The 20,391-nt window shown below is 39.2% G+C and carries 23 protein-coding genes and 1 pseudogene; 7 read left to right on the top strand and 17 right to left on the bottom strand.

Annotated elements, in window-relative coordinates:
- Positions 1-6: 6 nt before the first annotated feature.
- The 3 genes from lpxM to znuA all read right to left on the bottom strand — a co-directional run bounded on the left by lpxM (position 7) and on the right by znuA (position 3,462).
- Positions 7-981, bottom strand: a complete 975-nt coding sequence (gene lpxM, locus ArsFIN_RS08610; RefSeq protein ID WP_026822542.1) for a lauroyl-Kdo(2)-lipid IV(A) myristoyltransferase — start codon at positions 979-981, stop codon at positions 7-9.
- A 136-nt stretch (positions 982-1,117) separates the two neighbouring features.
- Positions 1,118-2,473, bottom strand: coding sequence for a murein DD-endopeptidase MepM (gene mepM / locus ArsFIN_RS08605; RefSeq protein WP_026822541.1), 1,356 nt, complete (start codon positions 2,471-2,473; stop codon positions 1,118-1,120).
- A 14-nt stretch (positions 2,474-2,487) separates the two neighbouring features.
- A complete protein-coding gene (gene znuA / locus ArsFIN_RS08600; protein ID WP_026822540.1) occupies positions 2,488-3,462 on the bottom strand; it encodes a zinc ABC transporter substrate-binding protein ZnuA in 975 nt (324 codons plus the stop codon).
- 74 nt (positions 3,463-3,536) lie between these two features.
- Between znuA and znuC the strand changes: the two genes are divergently transcribed.
- Together znuC and znuB are read left to right on the top strand one after the other, a co-directional pair.
- Positions 3,537-4,301 (top strand): zinc ABC transporter ATP-binding protein ZnuC, encoded by a 765-nt coding sequence (gene znuC / locus ArsFIN_RS08595; RefSeq protein WP_026822539.1) that lies wholly within the window; start codon positions 3,537-3,539, stop codon positions 4,299-4,301.
- Entirely contained in the window at positions 4,294-5,079 is a 786-nt protein-coding gene (gene znuB, locus ArsFIN_RS08590) for a zinc ABC transporter permease subunit ZnuB (RefSeq protein ID WP_026822538.1), read from the top strand. Before znuC ends, znuB begins: the two co-directional genes overlap by 8 nt.
- Before the next feature lie 93 nt (positions 5,080-5,172).
- Here znuB and ArsFIN_RS08585 read toward each other — a convergent pair whose 3' ends face one another.
- A complete protein-coding gene (locus tag ArsFIN_RS08585; RefSeq protein ID WP_026822537.1) occupies positions 5,173-5,733 on the bottom strand; it encodes an Ail/Lom family outer membrane beta-barrel protein in 561 nt (186 codons plus the stop codon).
- Positions 5,734-6,017: 284 nt separating this feature from the next.
- Positions 6,018-6,218 (bottom strand): annotated as a pseudogene (locus tag ArsFIN_RS08580) (lytic polysaccharide monooxygenase); the annotation flags it as partial.
- A 309-nt stretch (positions 6,219-6,527) separates the two neighbouring features.
- Between ArsFIN_RS08580 and ArsFIN_RS08575 the strand changes: the two are divergent.
- Together ArsFIN_RS08575 and ArsFIN_RS08570 are read left to right on the top strand one after the other, a co-directional pair.
- Positions 6,528-6,716, top strand: a complete 189-nt coding sequence (locus tag ArsFIN_RS08575) for a hypothetical protein (protein ID WP_026822535.1) — start codon at positions 6,528-6,530, stop codon at positions 6,714-6,716.
- Positions 6,717-6,730: 14 nt separating this feature from the next.
- Positions 6,731-7,504, top strand: coding sequence for a Rha family transcriptional regulator (locus ArsFIN_RS08570; protein WP_026822534.1), 774 nt, complete (start codon positions 6,731-6,733; stop codon positions 7,502-7,504).
- 21 nt (positions 7,505-7,525) lie between these two features.
- On the opposite strand, the gene ArsFIN_RS27395 is transcribed toward ArsFIN_RS08570, so the two are convergent.
- From ArsFIN_RS27395 to ArsFIN_RS08520, 10 genes are all read right to left on the bottom strand, one after another.
- Complete coding sequence (locus ArsFIN_RS27395) at positions 7,526-8,884, bottom strand: phage tail fiber protein (protein WP_246067396.1); 1,359 nt, start codon at positions 8,882-8,884, stop codon at positions 7,526-7,528.
- Between the two features lie 36 nt (positions 8,885-8,920).
- The gene (locus ArsFIN_RS08560) at positions 8,921-10,006 is read right to left on the bottom strand and encodes a hypothetical protein (protein ID WP_026823710.1); all 1,086 of its coding nucleotides are present in this window, start codon (positions 10,004-10,006) and stop codon (positions 8,921-8,923) included.
- Positions 10,003-13,179, bottom strand: a complete 3,177-nt coding sequence (locus tag ArsFIN_RS08555; protein WP_034250102.1) for a host specificity protein J — start codon at positions 13,177-13,179, stop codon at positions 10,003-10,005. The genes ArsFIN_RS08560 and ArsFIN_RS08555 overlap by 4 nt, the downstream gene beginning before the upstream one ends.
- A 52-nt stretch (positions 13,180-13,231) precedes the next feature.
- Complete coding sequence (locus ArsFIN_RS08550; protein ID WP_026823711.1) at positions 13,232-13,840, bottom strand: tail assembly protein; 609 nt, start codon at positions 13,838-13,840, stop codon at positions 13,232-13,234.
- Entirely contained in the window at positions 13,837-14,550 is a 714-nt protein-coding gene (locus ArsFIN_RS08545) for a C40 family peptidase (RefSeq protein WP_026823712.1), read from the bottom strand. Before ArsFIN_RS08545 ends, ArsFIN_RS08550 begins: the two co-directional genes overlap by 4 nt.
- Positions 14,547-15,290, bottom strand: a complete 744-nt coding sequence (locus ArsFIN_RS08540) for a phage minor tail protein L (RefSeq protein WP_026823713.1) — start codon at positions 15,288-15,290, stop codon at positions 14,547-14,549. The genes ArsFIN_RS08545 and ArsFIN_RS08540 overlap by 4 nt, the downstream gene beginning before the upstream one ends.
- Positions 15,287-15,628, bottom strand: a complete 342-nt coding sequence (locus ArsFIN_RS08535; protein ID WP_026823714.1) for a phage tail protein — start codon at positions 15,626-15,628, stop codon at positions 15,287-15,289. Before ArsFIN_RS08535 ends, ArsFIN_RS08540 begins: the two co-directional genes overlap by 4 nt.
- 61 nt (positions 15,629-15,689) lie before the next feature.
- Positions 15,690-16,253: a BRO-N domain-containing protein gene (locus ArsFIN_RS08530; protein ID WP_051297132.1), complete on the bottom strand. Its 564-nt coding sequence runs from the start codon at positions 16,251-16,253 to the stop codon at positions 15,690-15,692.
- On the bottom strand, positions 16,250-17,041 hold the full coding sequence (locus ArsFIN_RS08525; protein WP_081700698.1) for a phage antirepressor KilAC domain-containing protein: 792 nt from the start codon (positions 17,039-17,041) through the stop codon (positions 16,250-16,252). Before ArsFIN_RS08525 ends, ArsFIN_RS08530 begins: the two co-directional genes overlap by 4 nt.
- 74 nt (positions 17,042-17,115) lie before the next feature.
- A complete protein-coding gene (locus tag ArsFIN_RS08520; RefSeq protein ID WP_026823716.1) occupies positions 17,116-17,268 on the bottom strand; it encodes an Arc family DNA-binding protein in 153 nt (50 codons plus the stop codon).
- A 103-nt stretch (positions 17,269-17,371) separates the two neighbouring features.
- Between ArsFIN_RS08520 and ArsFIN_RS08515 the strand changes: the two genes are divergently transcribed.
- Positions 17,372-17,614: an Arc family DNA-binding protein gene (locus ArsFIN_RS08515; RefSeq protein ID WP_026823717.1), complete on the top strand. Its 243-nt coding sequence runs from the start codon at positions 17,372-17,374 to the stop codon at positions 17,612-17,614.
- 99 nt (positions 17,615-17,713) lie between these two features.
- Positions 17,714-17,953, top strand: coding sequence for an Arc family DNA-binding protein (locus ArsFIN_RS08510; RefSeq protein ID WP_081700699.1), 240 nt, complete (start codon positions 17,714-17,716; stop codon positions 17,951-17,953).
- Between the two features lie 176 nt (positions 17,954-18,129).
- On the opposite strand, the gene istB is transcribed toward ArsFIN_RS08510, so the two are convergent.
- Both istB and istA read right to left on the bottom strand, forming a co-directional pair.
- Positions 18,130-18,891 (bottom strand): IS21-like element helper ATPase IstB, encoded by a 762-nt coding sequence (gene istB, locus ArsFIN_RS08505; RefSeq protein WP_135677409.1) that lies wholly within the window; start codon positions 18,889-18,891, stop codon positions 18,130-18,132.
- Positions 18,878-19,918 (bottom strand): IS21 family transposase, encoded by a 1,041-nt coding sequence (gene istA, locus ArsFIN_RS08500; RefSeq protein WP_135677417.1) that lies wholly within the window; start codon positions 19,916-19,918, stop codon positions 18,878-18,880. The genes istB and istA overlap by 14 nt, the downstream gene beginning before the upstream one ends.
- An 82-nt stretch (positions 19,919-20,000) precedes the next feature.
- Between istA and ArsFIN_RS08495 the strand changes: the two genes are divergently transcribed.
- Positions 20,001-20,207, top strand: a complete 207-nt coding sequence (locus ArsFIN_RS08495; protein WP_026823581.1) for an Arc family DNA-binding protein — start codon at positions 20,001-20,003, stop codon at positions 20,205-20,207.
- Positions 20,208-20,391 lie beyond the last annotated feature (184 nt).

Raw genomic sequence — 20,391 nt, 5'->3', positions numbered from 1 at the left:
GTATCTTTATCGATAAAGATCATTACGACAATATGGCTCTATTTCACCGGCTTTGCGTGTTTTTAATAATTTTAATATCCAGGTATATTGCGCTAGATAAGGTTTAACTAAATATTCCAACTCTTCGTTCATACGCCTGGCAATATAGTGATTACTCTGTTGTGCAATATCAGCCATTGGTTCACGAATATAAATATGTAATTGATGAGTTTTATAATCATAAACCGGAAATAATGGCACAATCTCCGCTTGGCATACCTTCTTCAAACGCCCTACTGCCGGTAAGGTTGCCTTATAGGTTGCAAAAAAATCAACAAATTCACTATGTTCTTTACCATGATCTTGATCAGGTAAATAAAATCCCCAATAACCTTGCCTAACACTGGCAATAAACGGTTTGATACCCGCTTCGCGAGAATGTAAACGACCACCAAAATGATGACGGGCTTTATTCCATAAATAATCGGCCACTGGATCCTTTTGATGATGAAACATGGCCGCCATTTTTTGGCCTCGAGCCGCCAATAACATGGCCGGAATATCAACCGCCCAGCCATGTGGTACCATAAAAATAATATTACGTTGTTGTTCTTTCAGTCGTTCAATAATCTGCTCATTATGCCAATGTGTTCGCGCTAAAGTTTTATCTACGCCACGTAAAACTAATTCAGCCAATATAGCAAAAGATTGCGGTGCCACAGCAAACATTTCATCAACATATTTTTCTCTTTGTTGCTCTGTCAATTCAGGAAAACAATAGAGTAAATTAATTTTTGCCCGCCTACGCGAACCTGTTGCTAATCTACCAATTAGCTTACCTATTTTTGCCAGTAATGGATCGCGTAACTTAGTCGGTAAATAAGCTGTAATTGCTAATAGCAACGCACCACCCCACATCCCCCAATATTTGGGATGTAGGTAAATACGATGAAAAGTAGGAATATAACCAAGTTTACTATCTGTATCCTGTTCTTTATTCATTAGTACACTCAAATACAACGTATAAAAATCTAAAGTCTGAGACACATTATAATATTAACCTTATGATTTACATAAAAATAATTACGGCAGTAAATAAAATGCTGTTTCACAACCTAATTAGCTAACAAAAATTTTATTAATTGGTTACCAGTTTCGATTTATTTTCTTTCACGGACGCCAAAAAGAGTTGACGATCTTTCCCTGTTAATCCACCTGAGTGAGGTAAATTAGCTGTTAATGGATTGACTGCGCGTTGATTAAACCATAATTCATAATGAAGATGCGGGCCGGTAGTACGTCCAGTATTACCTGATAATGCAATGCGTTCACCTCTTTTTACTTTCTGACCTGGTTTAACCAATAATTTACGTAGATGCATATAGCGAGTGGTATACTGACGACCATGGCGAATAGCAATAAAATTACCGGCCGCTCCACTATATTTCGCCACAATAACTTCACCATCACCCACCGCTAGTATTGGCGTCCCAACGTGCATAGAAAAATCTACTCCCTGATGAGGAGCAGGACGTCCTGTTACTGGATTTACACGACGCAAACTAAAAGGAGAAGAGACTCTAAAAGTTTTAGCGGTAGGATAACGTAAGAAACCTCGCTCTAAGCCATTAGCTTCACTATCATAATAGCGGCCATTTTCTGCTCGAAAGGCATAGTAATTCTTACCATTAGTTAATAAATGAACACCTAATAAGCGACTTTGTTCACTGTGACCATCAAGCATTTCGCGACTTAGCAAGACCGAAAATTTATCGCCAGATTTTAATTTACGCAAATCAATCTGCCATTGTAGTGCTTTAGACACTTCACGTGCTTCGTTATAAGTTAAGCCTGCATTAACTGCACTAGAGGTAAAATTACCGTTTATTTTACCTTGGATAATTTTATCAGCCCAAACGCCTTGACGAATTTGTTTCTCTTCATTAAAAGTACTGGAGTTACCTTGGCGTATATAGACACGTGTTTCACGCTGCGAAATAATCCATGTTAGTGTCTGTAATTCTCCATCTTTATTCAATTCCCAGCTTAAAGTTTGCCCTATTTGCAAATTACGCAAAGCGCGGTGTTGATTAGAAAGTGCCGCAACATCGCCAGCATCTAAACCATACTGGGTTAAAATACTAGTCAGATTATCACCGTTTGAAACAACATGTTCATCGGGTGTATCAGCGCCTTTTTCATCAGTTACCCCTTCATCGGGTAACTGTTCGCTGCTATCGGTGATAATATCATCAGTATCTGAGCTATCTACCTGGCTGGAATCGGTTTCACTATTATCTTTGTTACCAAGAATTATACCCGATTTTATTGGCGATTCTTGTGAGACATTTTGATCTTTATCATCGGGCTGAATAACAACAGGCCGCCAAATTGCGACAGCCAATGTTGCTATAGTCAATGTGCCTAGCATAATTTTATGCGGTTTAGGCAGATTGCCATATACCTGAACGATAGTCTTCGCCATCTGCTGCACGTATTAAATTCCTTCTAGTTTTTATCCAGGCAGCTCTTAAATTGATTAGATAACGCTGTTAAAAATTCTACATAGCTATCCTTACTTAATCCGATGCCGCTCCCTAATGGATCTAATGTCCCCATTCGTACATCGGTATCTTTTATAACAGCTTTAATCACCGCTGGCCTAAATTGTGGTTCAGCAAAAACACAAACTGCTTTTTTCTGAGCCAACATTGTTCTTATTTGATAGAGTCTTTGGGCGCCAGGCTGAATGATAGGATTAATAGTAAAATAACCTAATGAGTCTAAATGATAACGTTTTTCAAAGTAACTATAAGCATCATGAAAAACAAAATATCGCTTATCTCCAACCGACTGTAACATCTTAGCAATATTTTTATCAGTTTGCGTCAATTTCTCATCGAATTTACGAAGGTTTACGTCCAACTGGTTTTTATACTTAGGATATAAAACCACTAATCGATGGTGGATAATGTTCGCGGCAATACGTGCAATGTCTGGTGACAACCAGATGTGCATATTATACTCACCATGTGAATGATGGTTATGAATTACATTATGATGGTGATCGTGATCATGAGCGCTTTTACTATTTACCGGTGTACCTTCATCACTACTTTTTAATAAGCGTGTTTTAATAGCCGGATCATTGGTTAATGCGATCCGTTTCTGAGTGGGTAACTGTGCTAATGGTTTCTCTAAAAAAGTTTCCATGTCTGATCCCACCCAAATGAAAAGATCAGCGGTCTTAATCTTTTCCAGATCAGAAGGTTTTAAAGAATAATCATGGGGTGAGGCACCGTCAGGCAATAATATTTTTACATCAGTGACACCATTAGTAATAGCTGCGGCAATAAAACCTAACGGACGAATTGAAGTAACAACATCAGCATGAGCAGTAGATAAAAAACTGAATAATAGTCCAGCAAGAATGCGTTTTTTTCCCATAATTTTTTGAACAATTTTTTTTGTTTTGTGTAACATAGGATAGTTTCCATAGACTAATTTTGATATTGTTATATTATAACATTTTAATCATCCTGCAAGAATTATTTATCATGCAAACGCTATTAAGCTTAAAAAATATTGCTGTTAGTTTTGGTCCACACCAAATTGTCGAAAACATCTCCTTTGATTTACATGCTGGAGAAATATTAACCCTCTTAGGGCCAAATGGCGCGGGTAAATCTACGCTAGCTAAAATAATCCTCGGTCTCATTACACCCAGTCAAGGAGAAATCATTTACCAGGAAAAATTACGCATCGGTTATGTACCGCAAAAATTGTCACTGGATATCACAATGCCTTTGACAGTTAAACGTTTTATGACATTAAAACCTGGGGTAAAAGCCACTCATATTATTCCGGCTTTAATACGCGTCGGTGCCGAGCATCTTATCGAACAACAAATGCAAAAATTATCGGGTGGTGAAACCCAACGTGTTCTACTTGCCCGTGCCCTACTTAATCAACCCCAATTAATCGTTTTAGATGAACCTACACAAGGCGTGGATATCAACGGTCAAGTCGCTTTATATAATCTAATTGACGATATTCGCAGCGAATTAAATTGCGCTGTTTTTATGATCTCACATGATCTCCATCTGGTAATGGCAAAAACTGATAAAGTATTCTGTATTAATAAACAAATATGCTGTTCTGGTCGACCTGAGGATGTGGCTTTAGATCCCGAATTTATTGTCATGTTCGGCCATCGTGGAGTAGAACAAATAGGTATCTATCGCCACCATCATCATAATCATCAATGTGATTTAAATAATGACATTGATGATAAATCTACAGGGAGCTGTCATCATGATTGAACTATTACTACCTGGCTGGTTAGCCGGTATGTTGCTGGCCATTGCCGCAGGGCCACTAGGCTCTTTCGTTGTCTGGCGGCGTATGTCATATTTTGGTGACACTCTCGCTCATGCTTCATTACTGGGCATCGCGTTTGGTTTATTACTCAATGTAAATCTGTTTTATGCTGTTATTGCTATCACACTTATTCTGGCAATTTTATTAGCCTGGCTAGAAAAGCGCCCACAACTGGCGATCGATACCCTATTAGGCATAATGGCACATAGTGCCCTATCACTTGGATTGGTAGTCGTTAGTTTAATGGCCAATGTTCGCATGGATTTGATGGCTTATTTATTTGGTGATCTGTTATCGGTAACGACGGAAGATGTTTTTTCAATTGCGATAGGTGTCACTATTGTATGCTCAATTATTGTCTGGCAATGGCGTAATTTACTGTCAATAACGGTTAATCAGGATTTAGCTTTTGTTGATGGGGTAAAAATACAGCAGCTTAAAGTACTATTAATGCTGGTTACTGCCCTTACCATAGGCATTGCCATGAAATTCGTTGGTGCTTTAATTATTACATCATTATTAATTATTCCTGCCGCTACTGGCAGACGATTTGCCAAAACACCAGAGCAAATGGCAGTAGCCGCTATAATAATCGGAATGTTTTCTGTGACGGCTGGATTGGCATTGTCTGCCTATTACGATACACCAGCTGGGCCTTCGGTTGTGATTTGTGCGAGTGTTTTATTTTTATTAAGTTTATTTGTTAAAATAAAAAACTAATCTATTAATGTGTTAAACCAATTTTAACCAACACTTTCTCACTATAAATCAATTAGTGATGACTTATAGTGAGTTTTTGTTTTGCTAACCAAATTAGAACCGGTAACCAACCCCAAGCATCCAGGTTCCAAATTTGATATCTTTTAAATTAGAATGTTCAAAAGATAATTTGCTGTATTCATAAGCAACGTCAAAAGCTATGTTTTTTACCGGATTGATTTGTAGACCAACCCTATAAACTAATTCAGTTTCAGTATCTTTAAAAGTAGAAACTCGTGGTGATTTTGCCTCAATTCTAGCACGCGCTGCACCAATTAAACCATAGATGCTAATATTTTTATTAAAACGATAGCTTGGACCAAAATTCAATGAAGAATAATATATATCTACGTCAGTGAGCTTAATATTATTTAGTTTTAAATAATCTTCTTGGTGGGTATAAGTCAATGAACCTATAAAGCCCCAGTGATTGTCAATTTCGTAACGATATTTAATATTAACACCCTTAGGTTTATCCTTAAATTCTTCATCTTTAAATTGCAAATGACTTTGTGCATAATCCAATGATAGAGTATTTTTTCCTGCAGCATTAGCACTAACAGTAATATTGGTAAAAATGCTGGCAACAACAGCAGAAACTAATATTTTTTTCATTTCTCTTCTATTCCCTGAAGCAATAATTATTTTTATTAAAATAAAATAACACTAACGCAATAATCGACGAATATAGAAAATAATTTGAGTGAGTGATATATAAAATCAAATGATTTTTTGTCAAATTTTATTTATCTAGCCAAAAAAATTATTTTTATAAAATAAATAAGCAAATATTCCCTGACATTTTTAACTGATAATAATATGGAGGCAAATTTTTACTTGCCTCCAACATGATTAACATTGTTGTTGAATCTGATGATATTTAGTTTTAGTAAAAATAACTAAGGTTTCATATTAGCATCTATCACTTGATAAAATGCATTTCCGGTATCGTAAATTGTCCATACACCTAGAATAACTTGATAACCTGTACGATACGGCACATCACAATCAATTGAGACTTCAAATGAAGGCATTTCACCACCATCTGTTCGGCTACAAAATGGTTGCAGATCAAATGAGCTGCGGGCTAAAGGCGCATTAGATGACTTTGAATACAATAAACTATTAATATCAATTACTTATAAAAATATATCTCATTTAATATACGCATTTACACGTAAAAACAAGTGATTTCACTCACTATAAATCAATTACTTACCGCTCATAGTGAGTTCTAATTTTACCAAATTTTGACTGAAATCTAAGTTTAAATTCACCCTCTTTTTTAACTCCCAAATAACCTTAGTCATTCGTTTAACTAAGAATATAAAATACCCATTGACGAAAGAAGAAATCATGCGCTATAGTTTATTTGCATCTGATAAATCAGGTGTCGGGTTTAGCACCCCGTGTTAGTAACCGCGACACATGCACGCCGCGAGCGTGTTTTTTATTGTCGCAAATCTAGCCACAAATTCTATGGTGGGCTGGATGGGGCAGCTGAAAAGCTGGCCGGCGGTTACTCCGGTAGTGCTAACCCTGTTCAGCTCACCACCAATATGAGCTTAGCACCTCTTGGTGGTGGTAAAATCAAGTAACCATCGGAGGTCTTATGACACTTCAATTATCCGCTATTAACCCTAAAGTTACTGTTCATAACGGCAAAGCTATTACCACGTCTCAAGACGTTGCTGATTACTTTGGAAAATTGCATAAACATGTTCTTGCAAAAATAGAATCTCTTGATTGTTCTAGAGAATTTAAGACGGCCAACTTTTCGGCCGTCGTAGTAAAGATTCAAGCTGGTTTCAATAAGCGTGATTCCAAAGCTTACGAAATGACCAAAGACGGTTTTTTATTCTTGGTAATGGGTTTTACAGGAAAGAAAGCAGCACAATTCAAGGAAGCCTACATTGCTGAATTCAACCGCATGGAATCAGAGCTACATTCTGCACCAAAATACCAACCCCAAACAGAAGCTCACGAAAAGTTCAGCAACAAAGATACGCAAAATCTCGCCCGTATCATTGCACTTATGACACAAAACTTTCGTTTCAGAGATGCATGGAATAATGCTATCTGGTATGCATTGAGAGAAGTCACCGGCATTCCCTCACCTTACCCAATGGAAGTCAGACTAGTCCCTTCTATCGCTTCTGAATGTGAGCGTATCTGGCATGTAACGGAAGCGCTTCAAGATGTGATAGCTGATGCAGAAAAAACGGCGATTAAACGAATTATTCGCAAACGTGAAAATGCTGACAAAGTTATCGATGAGATAGAAACTTTGTTATCTCAGACTACACAGGATAACCAGCTAATGCTAAATGGTGCGCTATCAAACTGGCATAAAGCGGAATTGACCCACTTCCTCCAACGCTGCTAATATGATGGGCCTGTGATGGGGCTATTCTTTTTGCGCTTGTTGCTGATTCCAGATTGAATCAACGGGCATCTCTACCCTCACATCTAGCCATGTTGAGGGTGGAATATCACACGGCTCACCATCGACATAATAAGTGGGTTTTCCATCAATAATTTCTTTAATCCGCCAGTTCTGAAAATCTTCTGGTAAATGGGGGTGTTGTCGGTGAAAAGTCTGGATTTCAATATTACCGTCAGATAATACTTTATCTTTGATATAAATAAGCTCTAACCCATTAATATCTTTAGGCACTGAAATACCTCCATTCACACCCCAAGCACCGTCTGCATTATACCCCAACACCCCATTAATTAAATATTTCCCTGTATCGATTCGTTGAACAATCGCACCTTCGGACTTATCATTTGTTTCAAAATGCCCATTAGGATAAATTTTAATAATCGGTGAGGCTTTTTTGATAAAACCATTACCATCAACCGTTGTGTTATTTTCACTCCATTGCTTTTTTAACTTAAAAGACTGTTTATCCGCCAAATGGATAGCTGTCCATGTGTTCCCATAACCATCTAGAAAGAGAAAATAAAAACTATTCTTATCATACTGGAGTCTAATTCCTGAACCCCATTTACCATCAAAGCGGTCATCATCATAACCAAGATTACTAAAAAAACCACAGCCTCCTGTTATCGATTCATTTCCTCTTTCATAAATAGTTGTACCGCCTAATCCAAAATCACCCATCTGTATCAAGGTACCATCCTTATCCTGAAAGGTATGGGACACAACCTTATCCCCGTGCTTTGAATTTATTTTTCCCGCATTTAATTGCACATTACCGTTAATTTCACCGCCCGTTTTATCAAATTTTTTATCTAACTTTTCGCTTATTTCTACAACATCTTTAGCATCTGCTTTGCCTTTTACTGTTTCCTTGATTTCATCGATAGCACTTGAGTCTGCTTTTCCTTCGACTAATTCTTGCAGTGCCTTGATTGACTCTAACTTAACCGTTTTGCCACTGGGTAGCGTAAGTTCAACGACACCGTTTTCCCCCATCCAGGTATCCATGTTTTGCAGAAAGTAGAGGATGTATGTGTTAGCAGCAACAAGTGCTCTTGCTGCATCACTGTTGTTATTTGGTTCAGTGAGATTAATGGTGTAAGTGGTGTCTGTTGCGCTAAAAGTCGGCTTATCTGCTAGCGTTAATTCAGTGTCGCTGTTAACGGCTAATATCATGTAAGGATAGTTAATATCGCCGTTTTTAATGAGCATTAACATGCCAGGTGATACCAACGGATTATTACTGTTCCATTTTGTGCCTGTGCCTTTGACAATAGAAGAGCCTGACACAACGGTTACGGTGCCATCTTTATAAATCATTTTTATTTCCCGTTATAAATAGAATAAGTGTTTTGATTAAAACTTAAAATAATCTTCTGCATCCAATACTAATATAGAATTTTTAGTTCTTGCTGTAGTATTATCTCCGTAGTATGCAGAGTTATACATAACTCTAAATCTACTCAAACTAAGACCTGTCTGATCATAATGACAAATATTTAAATTCTCTAAATATCCTCCATCTGTACGAAAAAAAAATTGACCTACTGCGCTTGGCGAATACATTGGTCTTCTGATGTTTTCAATTGTTCTTTTTTCTCCAGTAGACATTGATGTTCCAGTTATCATGATAGGTCTTGTTAATACATTATATTCTGAATTAAAAGTGATTTCACCTTTGGAGTTTCTAAGACGTAAGCCATGAGATCCAGTATCCAATTCTCCACCTTTAGCCAATCTGAATGCCACAACATAATATTCTGCTGAAGTATTTCCTCTACCATTTTTTTCTGTACTTATAAGAACTGGTCTACCTGGGTCATAAATGCTTTGTTGTACATAATCCGTTCTAATATACGCATTACTATTTAATGTATAAAAAAAATAAATAGCATTATCTATCGTTAAATCTGGTGAAATCATTGAAGGAATAAATTCGGCATTGATAGTTATTTTTTTTTTATAAAAAGCATAAGCATAACCAGTGGTAGGTATTTCATTTAAAAAAACTGCATTTCCTTTAATGCGCAAACCTAAATTTATAGGCAATGATGATTTTTTATAATCAGGATAAGCGATAATTTGTATTCTATTTTTAAACTTTCCGTCACCACTTAGTCTGCTAAGTCCTTTTAAAGTTACTTTTCCATCAGATCCCTGATTGTGCCAGAATGTTTCTTCTGTACCTGACACATACATACGTCCACCTATATCAGTAAATGTTATTCCAGCCATTGCCCCATGTCGCATAACATAAAAATTATATCCATCCGGAATAGCATTCGGACAAGTCCACTTATAAGATAACCATTCTCCGTCTGGTTCAAGAATATCTCCATAATCTTCAGATACTGCTCGCGTCCAGATGTTAGTCGCTGGCGCAGTAAATTCATTAAATAAAAAGAATGAACCATCAGGATTAGTTATCCTTAATCCAATCATATAAATTCTCCTAACTCAATAATTGGAGTATTACCTGAATAAACATAAAAACCTTTATTCGTTAATCTTGTCCGATATGTAGATGACACACCATTAACCTCAAAATTACCGTTAACCATATCTATTCGTGTTCCTCGTTGCCCAGGAATATAATTTTTAGATCTCAAGTCCATTCCAACTATTATATTTTCAATAGTGGCTTTACTTATTAGTGCATCATTAAAAATCACTTGGCCATTTTTGATAGCAAAAACTGGCTCTAACTTGCCATTGCTCGGATTGTAAACGATAAATGTTTGAGCACTAAAGCCAATTTGAGTCGTTACTTTGCCGTTTTTGAGCTCAGCCCCAATCACCAGGCCAGTGTCATAATCCACACCGTCATAATGAATCTTGACTAACGAATTCCACGTTGCAGAAGCCTCACCTTTTTTCATGTCATACTTAGCTTGTAGCGAATTCTGAGCGGCTGCCCATGACTTATCCGCTGTTGCCCTGACCTGATGGATAGACTCGGCTAAGGCTTTAGTCTCGGTTACCACATAATTGTCAACCCTGACGATTTCCGCCTTCATCTTGCCGTTTTGACGCATGAAGTACTGCGTATTGCCGTTGAGTCCCTTCGCGTTTTCCAGTATGGCTTCTGTGCTGCTATCTATTCCTTTTTTTAACTGCTTAATGGCTTCCGTATCATTAATTTTTTTGTCAATTTCATTAATGATACTGCTGGCATCAAATTCTGACTCACCCCGCACAAATTCTGTCCACGGTGACTGGTTACCGGATTTATCAACCAGTCTTGCGCGAAAATAAAAGACTGTCCCTGCGGCCAACCCTGACATTTCATGGCTTTTTGAGGGATAAGGTATATCAGCCAGTAACATCAAACCTTCACCGTCATTGGTTTCGCTGTACTGAATCTCTGTTTTTAACGTGTCTTCCGTATTTTCGTTAAATCCCCAGTCTAATTTTATCCCAAATACCAATGTGGAAGCCCTGAAGTTAACAGGTGCAGGAGGTTCGCCTTCCTTACCTTTCAGTATTGTCTCAGGAGCATTCGCCCAGATAGATGAGATATCCGATGAGTTTATGGCTCTTACTCTTACCTGATAGCGTCCGGCATATATCCCTTGAACTTCAAAACTCGGTGTTGACGTTCGAGGTATACTTACCCAGTTATTATTCCCTCTTCGCCATTGTGCCTCATAGGCAATCGCATTTTCTGTGGCATCCCAGTCAACTCTTAACGTTGTAACAGCAATCCCTTGATTGATATGGGTATATGCAGAGATATGTACGTTCTTTGGAGGTAATTGGACACCAGGGGGGATAACAGTAATGGGTCTTTTATCAATCCTGGCTCCAGCATCAATATGCTCATATTTATCTGGATTATGGAAAGTCCCCGTGATGGTATAGGTATTATCGGCATTGTCCTGAATGCTAATTACGCGATAAAGCTGAATTGCCAGGTCGTTGGCATCTATTGTCCAAACCGCATTTTTTTCAATGGGTTGAGAATAACGGGCTGTTACAGTGATAATATTGTCGTTAACCGTCTGGACTGTTCTTGCTTCTGATTTTCCATCAGGTAAGTTAATGATAAGTCTGTCACCCGATTTAATATCTGCCTTCCTGTCGAGCGTAATTTTTCTCTCATCAACAGATGAAATCCTGCCACCAATAATACGGCCAGCAAGATTTGCGTCTGCCACGCCAATAATCTGCCCAGGCGTTGGAATAGCACCTTCCAGCCCAGTTGAAAAGGTTATCGTCCTGTCATAAGCATTCGTTAATAATATCCAGCGTCCGCGTCGGTTTGCTTCTGATTGTCGAGTGCAACCAATCGCCGAAATATCCGTTTTACGCACACCATAACGACGCTGCAGTTTGCTATCAGAGACCGCCTCAATAGCATCATGACTGTGATTATCGGCATCCGAATAGGAAACCAGTACCTGCGTATAACGGTTTTGCTGACTACCGCCTGAATAGGTCACCTTTCCATCGACGATATTCGCTTGCGTGAAAATCCGAAAGATATCCGATGGCATATCAGCCACCGCTTTGACAGAATTATCCGCCCAAAACGTCATACCCCTAAAAATACCCGCAATATCACGCAATACCTGATAAGCCGATTCCTGAGACTGAATATAAATATCACATAAAAAACGAGGCTCTTTACCTGAACCACCCTGACCGTCAGGAACATTTTCATCGCAATACTGGGCTATCTGGTATAAATCCCACTTATCTATCTGTGTGCTATTAATCCGTTCTCCACAACCGTAACGGTTATTTAAAATCAGGTCATAAAAAATCCAGGCGGGATTGTTCGTCGCGGCCAGCTTGAAAGTTCCATTCCAGACACCCGAATAAGTTCGGTTTACAGGGTCATAGTTTGAGGGTACTTTTACCAGTAAACCACCTTTGGGGCGCAAGCTGACTTTGGGGATGCGATTATTAAATTGTCTTGCGTCAAAGGTGATAAACAATAAAGCAGTATTAGGATATCTTAATTTTGCGTCAATCACCTCAGTAACGGCTGCAACAACCACTTTATCGGCAATGCGCGCCGTATTTTTGTTAGGAGTGAGGCGACGAACACGCAATTGCCAGCCGGTTTTGGCTACAGGCAAATCGATACGGTGCGTTCGCTGATATTCGCTGGTTGTTTTACCATCAAAGGCAGCACGCAACACTTCTTTGTAGCCACTCCCATCCGCTGACAGGTCAATGGCATAATCAATACGGTAACCGGAGGTATCGCCATTATCGTGTTGTTCTAGAAGTTGTGGTACAGAGAAACGTAACCGAATAGCTGACAGCTGGATATTATTTATCGACCTGATATACGGTTTTTCATCTTTTAATTCCCTGCTTATGCTAATCTCATTGTCAACTGACGGAATGCCTTTGATGTATTCCTGTTGCTCACTGCCCGGACGAAAATCCCACGTCACGCCCTCAAAGTTTTTACTGCCATCAGCATTACCAATAGGCGTACCATCCAGAAAAATACGGGTAGCATCTAGTCCGCCAGCAATTTCTCCCTCAGAGATAGCAAAGAGTAATTTTGCGGTTGATTCTGATAGCAAGCTATCGGGTGACTCTACAGGTTTATGCCCACCGCCATCACCCCCTTTTGCCCCGAAAATAAGATTTGTCATATTTCACCCACAAAAAAAAGCCGCCTCAGCGACTCAAAGTTCATCATTAATGCTATCTTTGGTCTTCGGTGTAAATCCCCGCGGATATAATTGCCCCACCTATCTCTTTTCTATCCAAGGTATACAGCAACGGCACTGGATTACCCTGTGCCGTCGTATTCACTGCACCACCAAACGCATAAGACGGTTTATTATCGGCGTCCTGACGAACCGAAGCTCCTGGCGGTTGCGGTGACAACATTTGTGCTATACCGCCTAATGCCATTGATGCCCCACCTAACGCTAAAGCACCACCCATAAACCCGCCAGCCCCAAAGGCTGCCCACCCAACAGGCCCCAACATCATTGCTGCGCCTATCATGGCTACCCCTAATATAGTTTGGAACAGTCCTCCGTTTTTGCTTCCCTTAATTATCGGGGCAATACGAATATCCTGTGTTGTATCAAGGTGAAACTCATCTTCGCCGATATTATGCTTTCCCTTGAAGACCGCAAACTCGACGCCTCTCAAATGCGCATCAGCCAGATAACGTGCAAAGCCTGAGTAAAGCACACATAATGCTTTAATGGCTTCTTTTGGGGAGCTAATGGCCAGTTGATGGACGCGGCCAAATTTTGTGCCCAGTTTTCCATATAACCTGACTGTTCTCAGTTCACTCATGCCCATTCTTTCCTTCTGACAACCTTGACGGTTCGGTCACGCCAGTAATCACTGTAGGGCGTGACACGGCTTAATTGCCCGTACAGATGATGCAGTAGCATGCCGTTATCCAGCAAAATACCTGCATGATTGGCGACATCAGCCTGAACCTGCATAATGACCACATCACCCACTTCAGACACACCATTAATTTCAACAAAACCTTCTTTGGTGAAATTCTCCATATAACGGTTTTCACCTTGCTCCCACCATGGATAAGTGACACTATAATTATTCAATGTAATACCGTGTTCTTGCCGAAAATAATCAACAATCAGCGTCCAGCAATCGGAGTAACCCAAAACAAACGTTCTTCCCGTTAATTCACGCTCACCTCTTGGTTGAATTATACGCAAATCCCCCTCAGGCCACGACACAATTACCCACGGTAATTCACTGGCATCGCATTGCAGATTATCTATTTCACTTGGGTGTGTTGTCACGCCATCGCCACAATGAGAATGGACGATAGCAACAGGCAGTCCCCAGTCTTCCGCATTGGCATAGTCTTCCGGTGATAATTCGAATTGTTCAGTGGGATTTGCAGCAAGATTACGGCAAGGAAAATAGCGTTTCACACGGCTCTTTTGGCAAATAACCCCGCAGGCTTCTTGCGGAAATACCCTTTTAACGTGATTAAATATTGCTTCGGTAAGACTTTTTGTTATCATCGTATTAACCCTGCCGCAGGAAATCCGCCAAAATCCAAGGGCACATTTTCACCAAATCGCTTTTTACAATCGCTCATCAGACCACCACAAACATCTAAGGCGGGGTCATCCACCGAATTGCCTTTCTCATCAAAATAGCGTTTACCATTATAGGCGCACCCATTCCCTGAACGATACCAACCCCGCATGCACCAGTAACAGAGATGATGAATTTGACGTACTGGCAACATAACGCCTTGTAAATCAAACGGGCAAGCCAGTTCAAACTGAATAATTCCCCCCGCTTCTTCATGACTTTTTCGGTCAACATAAAATACTTGCTTAAAGCATTCATCAGGATTCTCAGTAGGATTATTATCAGGAAAATTTTTGCTATCCAGATAATGCGAAAAAGTCTCATAAATGGTTACTTTTGCCTGAACCATATCATCAAATTCCAGGCACAGTGATGATATCAGACTATCAATATTACCCACTTTCAGTATCGGTCTGGCTTGGCTGCCTTCACTACTTTTTGATAAACCCGAAATTTCATAAGGCCATGCGCCATATTCGTTACCTTGCCACCAGATAGGCTTCGGTTTTAATTTATCTTCTGCCTTTTCAATTTCCTCGGGGGTGTAACGAAGGTTGTAAGCATGAAAACGCAAAACCGGGCCACCAAATGCACTGCCATCTACTTCCACCAACTGAATTTTTTCACCCGGTTCTAATTTTTGCACATCTGAATGGATTATCATGCTGAGAAAGCCTCCTCAAACGTGGCTGATATTTTCATGACATCACGCGCAACCGGAGTCATCTTGATCGAATCGACTTTAACCCGATACACTCCCTTAACACCAAAAGGGGGAATCCAGATAAAAGACTTTATAGTGTGTTGGCGAATAAAATCAAAGATAGGCATCACTTCGGCTTTTTTGCCTAAATAAGAGAAAGGCCAGGATTGCGATTCGGGATGGATCCCATCGGCAGACACCTGCTTGTAGCCATCACCAAATTCCACTTCTTTGATTCGATGCCTGAACTCGCCCGTTGGGCTGTCTTGTATCTGGGTTCGCCATCTAAATTCATCCATTAACTTGACTCCATAAATAAAAAAAGCCACGATTAAGTGACTTTTTTGTTTTTTAATAAAATTAATTTATCAATTTTACCGTTGAATGCATTTCAAGGTGTCTTAAAGAACTAAACACCGAACCATGTAGATCTGCTAATCTTCCTGTTAACTCCGCATCTATTTTTGTATTTAATCTTCTCAATGATGGAGAAAGAGATTGATTCCATATCGTCCTAATGCTGCTAATGTGAGTAAATGCTGTTGTGATATTTCTAAACAGCAAATGCTCATCCAAATTACTTCCATCAAGTTCTCTATCCAAAATGTCTAGTACCCATTTACGAAATAGTTTGGCTATTGGAGTCGTTGCAAACATCGCAATCAAATGAGCACCTCGAAGTGAAAATAACCGCACCAACATATCAATTTCACCTGTTTTTCTAACGACCGTCATATTGACGGTCATTGTCATTGAATCAGTAAATTCATCTGCATTACGCGAATAAACCCGACTGACATTATCTGTTCTGCTATAACCCAATGCTTGTGCAAGCTCAGTAGACGTAAGCCAAATTTGACCACTATCAACAACAGGATTAAAGGTAAAATTCTGAAAAGTTAGCGTAGAGAGAGCGTTATTCATGCTGCCACCTCCACGCTTAACAGTTTTGCCAATTTAGCAATCCCTTTTGGTGTGATACGAACCTGTGTTTTTGTTTCATTAATGCCATCAGTTCGAGTAATCGTTGTCACTTTATGCTCAATCAGCCCCTGTTGAATCTTGTCCTGATAACCAATCCACGGGCTGCCTAATCGTCTGTAAATCCATTTATTTTCACTTAAGAAATCAAACAGCGCTTTGGGACGTATTTGTAGTTGCTTGGCTGTATCAGTCACACACATAGCACCATCTGACTTAGCTATGCGCTCTAAGGCGGCTACATCGGGCTTCATTTCTGCTATTTGATGGTCACGATCAAGGATTTTTTCACTATAATTTAGCAACAAGCCTCTCATTACAGCCGGATCATTTAATGCAACCATAGGGTCTATCACAACAGGCGCTAATTTACCCGCTTTAAAATCTAAGAATGTTTGGTTAACTGTTAATCTAAATTTTGGCGAAATCCAGCCAGCATACTCTATCGCTAAAAGTTCATGAGCAAATGTACCTGGTGATGAACCGCCATTAACGGTATTGACCACTTTATAAGCAGAGCAAGAATTTCTGCTTTGGTTGTTTTTCAATAAGTTAGCTTCTAATTCTGCAATTAATTCTTTAGTTTGTTTGTTTTGTAACCATAGAGAGGGTCGCTTTGCATTGTCACCACCACTCGCTTTGTGTAATGCGTTCAGGTTGAAACGATCTTCTGAGTCTTTGGTAATTTCAATTCCTGCAATGACAGGAAGATTTTTATTTGGTATATTCATACTGTTAATCTCTTTGCTTATGATTGACAATTTAGAAACCCTGACTGCTCGTCCAGTTGGGGTTTTGCTGTTTTTTATGCATTAATTAAACCATCTTCTTTTAAAGTGCGGCGCACCCGACTTACTATCTCCTTGCTGTAAGACCTATCACTCTTATTCGCTAACTTCCTTAACAAGGTTTCTATCTCGTCAGGGAAACGAACAGATGAAGGTTTTGATACTTTCATGTTTTCTCCTTTTTGTATGTGGTATGCATACATATTAAATAGGTACGTATTGATAGTCAATAGATACCCACATATTCTGTAAATAAAACTTACGGATTAGAATATGTCAGAAAGAAAATACAAAAACCCACAGGTTAATTTAAGATTACCTGTGGAGCTAAAAAATAGAATTAATGAGTTAGCTAACGTTAATGGGAGATCGGCCAATCAGGAAATGGTTGCCGCGATAGAAGCTTGGGTGAAACAAAACAAAAATGTTCAAGAATTGACTATCTCTGATTTAACTAATCGCATTATAGCGCTAGAGAATCAAATCCAAACACTGAAAAATAATCTCGAAAAATAGTAATCCCTTAGATGCTTCTTAAATTAATAGTTTCGAACATTCTTAATAATTTTTTTAGTACTTATTTTCAATTAAAACTCTTTACATATAATTAAACATATGAAAATAGGAGATATAGCACCATTTGGCGTAAGAATGACTACCGAATTAAAAGATCGCTTACATGAAGAAGCGAGAAGAAATACCCGTTCATTAAACTCAGAAATCGTGAAGCGCCTTGAAGATTCTTTATCTAAAGAGAACCAGCAGTTATCTGAAAATAAAGATGATTTTGAAAATAGAATTAGTATGCTTGAAGATATGATTGAGAAGTTAAAAAAAGAAATCCAAATGAACTAATCATTTATATTTTTTCCAAAGAACAATTATAGGGTTGACTAATGACAAAGAAATACCCAAGCCAAGAAATGGATAGATTTAACATTAGGATGCCTGCTGGAATGAGAGTGTCAACGATCACCGAAAACTGATCCACTTTTTATCTAAATCCGATCAATCAAAATTGATCCACTGTTTTACTCAGTTATTGCTCCTGAGCGCCGCTTATCTTTCAATCGGTAGCTTTCACCGCTTAATTGCAGTACATGCGAATGATGAAGTAAACGATCAAGCATAGCGGCAGTTAATGTTGCGTCATCAGCAAAAGCACTTGGCCATTGCCCAAATGATAGGTTACTCGTCAATATGACACTGCCATGCTCATAACGCTTGGCAATCACATTGAAAAACAGGTTTGCTTCTTCTCGCCCAAACGGCAGGTATCCAATCTCATCGATAATCAACAACTTCGGGGCCATCACCGAACGTGATAGATATTGTTTGAGCTTATTTTGTCGTTTGGCAGTTGAGAGTTGCAACATCAGTTCAGCTGCCGTGGTAAAGCGGGTTTTCTTCTTGGCCTGTACTGCTTTTAATCCTAACCCAATAGCTAAATGCGTTTTGCCTACACCGCTTGGGCCAAGCAACACGACATTTTCATTACGTTCAATAAACGTTAATGCGCTTAATTCCTGTATGTGTTGTTTGGGGATCCCCGTTGCAAACTTAAAATCGAACGTATTAAGTTCTTTATGTGCTGGGAATCCTGCCATCCGACTCAAAAGATTACGAGTTCGTTCATCTCGTTGTTGTTGCTCACATTTTAACAGGGACAGTAAAAACTCTCCGTAGCTTTTGTCTTGGGCAATGCATTTTTCGGCAAGTGATGACCAATGAGTCGGAATAGAATTTAATTTCAATGACTCACACAGGTGTTCAATTTGTTCATGCAATAACATGTTCACCTCCCAGTAATGCTTCGTATACGCTGATTGAGTGTTGCAAACTGACAGATTCAAGGGGCGGTACGATAGGGATATTAAGCGTATTAGTCTGTGGGATAGATTGGCAAACCCTTGCTGGTAAGGGTAGAAGAGACTTAACTTCCTTAGCTAATCTATCTGCTGGCTTCTCTAACGTTGTTCCATGAATTCGCTGATGGGCAACGCGTTGTAACCATGGACCCACTTTTGCATTAGCTATTTCAATATCCAGTTCAAGATTATGAGCACGAAGGTCGGTGTTTAATGGCACGATAAAGCTGTTTTTTAAATAGTGGTTAAAGCGCTCTACTTTCCCTTTCGTTTTTGCCCTGTAGGGCTTGCAAGCCTTCAATTTAAACCCGTAATCTTTCGACATTTGAAGCATTTCGACATGTAATTTATGATCACCTTCTGCATAAGCATCCCGTTCGATGATGAGGGATTTTGCGTTATCACACAATACTTCCTGTGGTACACCACCAAAGTAGTCGAAAGCTTCTCTTAAACCTTGCTGCCACGATTCTGCTCGTTCATTATCAAAGAACTTTACATAACTCGCACGCGAATAGCCTAGCGTTGCAACAAACGCTTTCAGCGATTTTTTACCTCGCCGGATGCTGGTGAAGTCGATTTGCATTTGTTGACCTGGCTGTGTTTCAAAACGGACGACTACTTCGGGAACAATGCTTGGTTTAAATTGACAAACAAATCGGCGTAATTGAGCAATACCACCTTGATAGCCGTTTTCAACTACCTCATCAAATAAGACTGTTGCAGGGATCCAATCAGGTTTAGCCAGTTCAATTCGCTGAAGCAAATAAGGTTTAAAGGGGGATAATTTAGTCGGTTGTTGACTTCTTTTAGCATAAGTTGGCATTGTCTGTTGTTGTAAATGATGTTTTACGGTGTTACGGGATATACCCAACTCACTGGCAATTTTTCGAAGGCTTTGTCCTTGTGCAAAGCGAACATGAATATCCACAAATATCTCCTTGGTTAACATAAATTATCCGTACAAAAATGTGCGAATAATACCAAGTGGATCAGTTTTAGATGATCGTTAGTGGATCAGTTTTGCATGATCGGTGACAAGAGAAGCGATAGCTGATATTGCTGAACAAAATGGGCGCTCCATGAACACAGAAATAGTTATGATTCTTCAGGAAGCTATAAATAGAAATAAGGAGGTCAATTGTACAAATTCTGGAATACCAAATATCGCAATGGATTTATTAACTGAAATTAAAGAATTAAAATCAATTATAATAAAACAGAATAAACATTCAAAGTAATTACGCGGGCGTTTCTCAAGGGCTAGTTAGAATGTTTTCTCTTTATCTGCAAATATACAGGCCCGATTTCCTCAATGGAATCGTCGATATCCAACTTGCGCCTACTCACTTCATCAATTTGGCGACCAACAATAAGGACGGATACCGAATCAGGCTGACTTTCCGTGCATATGGAAACGGGGAT

This window comes from Arsenophonus nasoniae (assembly GCF_004768525.1).
GTDB classification, from domain to species: Bacteria; Pseudomonadota; Gammaproteobacteria; order Enterobacterales; family Enterobacteriaceae; genus Arsenophonus; species Arsenophonus nasoniae.
Note: the sequence above shows the minus strand (reverse complement) of the source record. Positions and strands in the feature narration are given on the sequence as shown.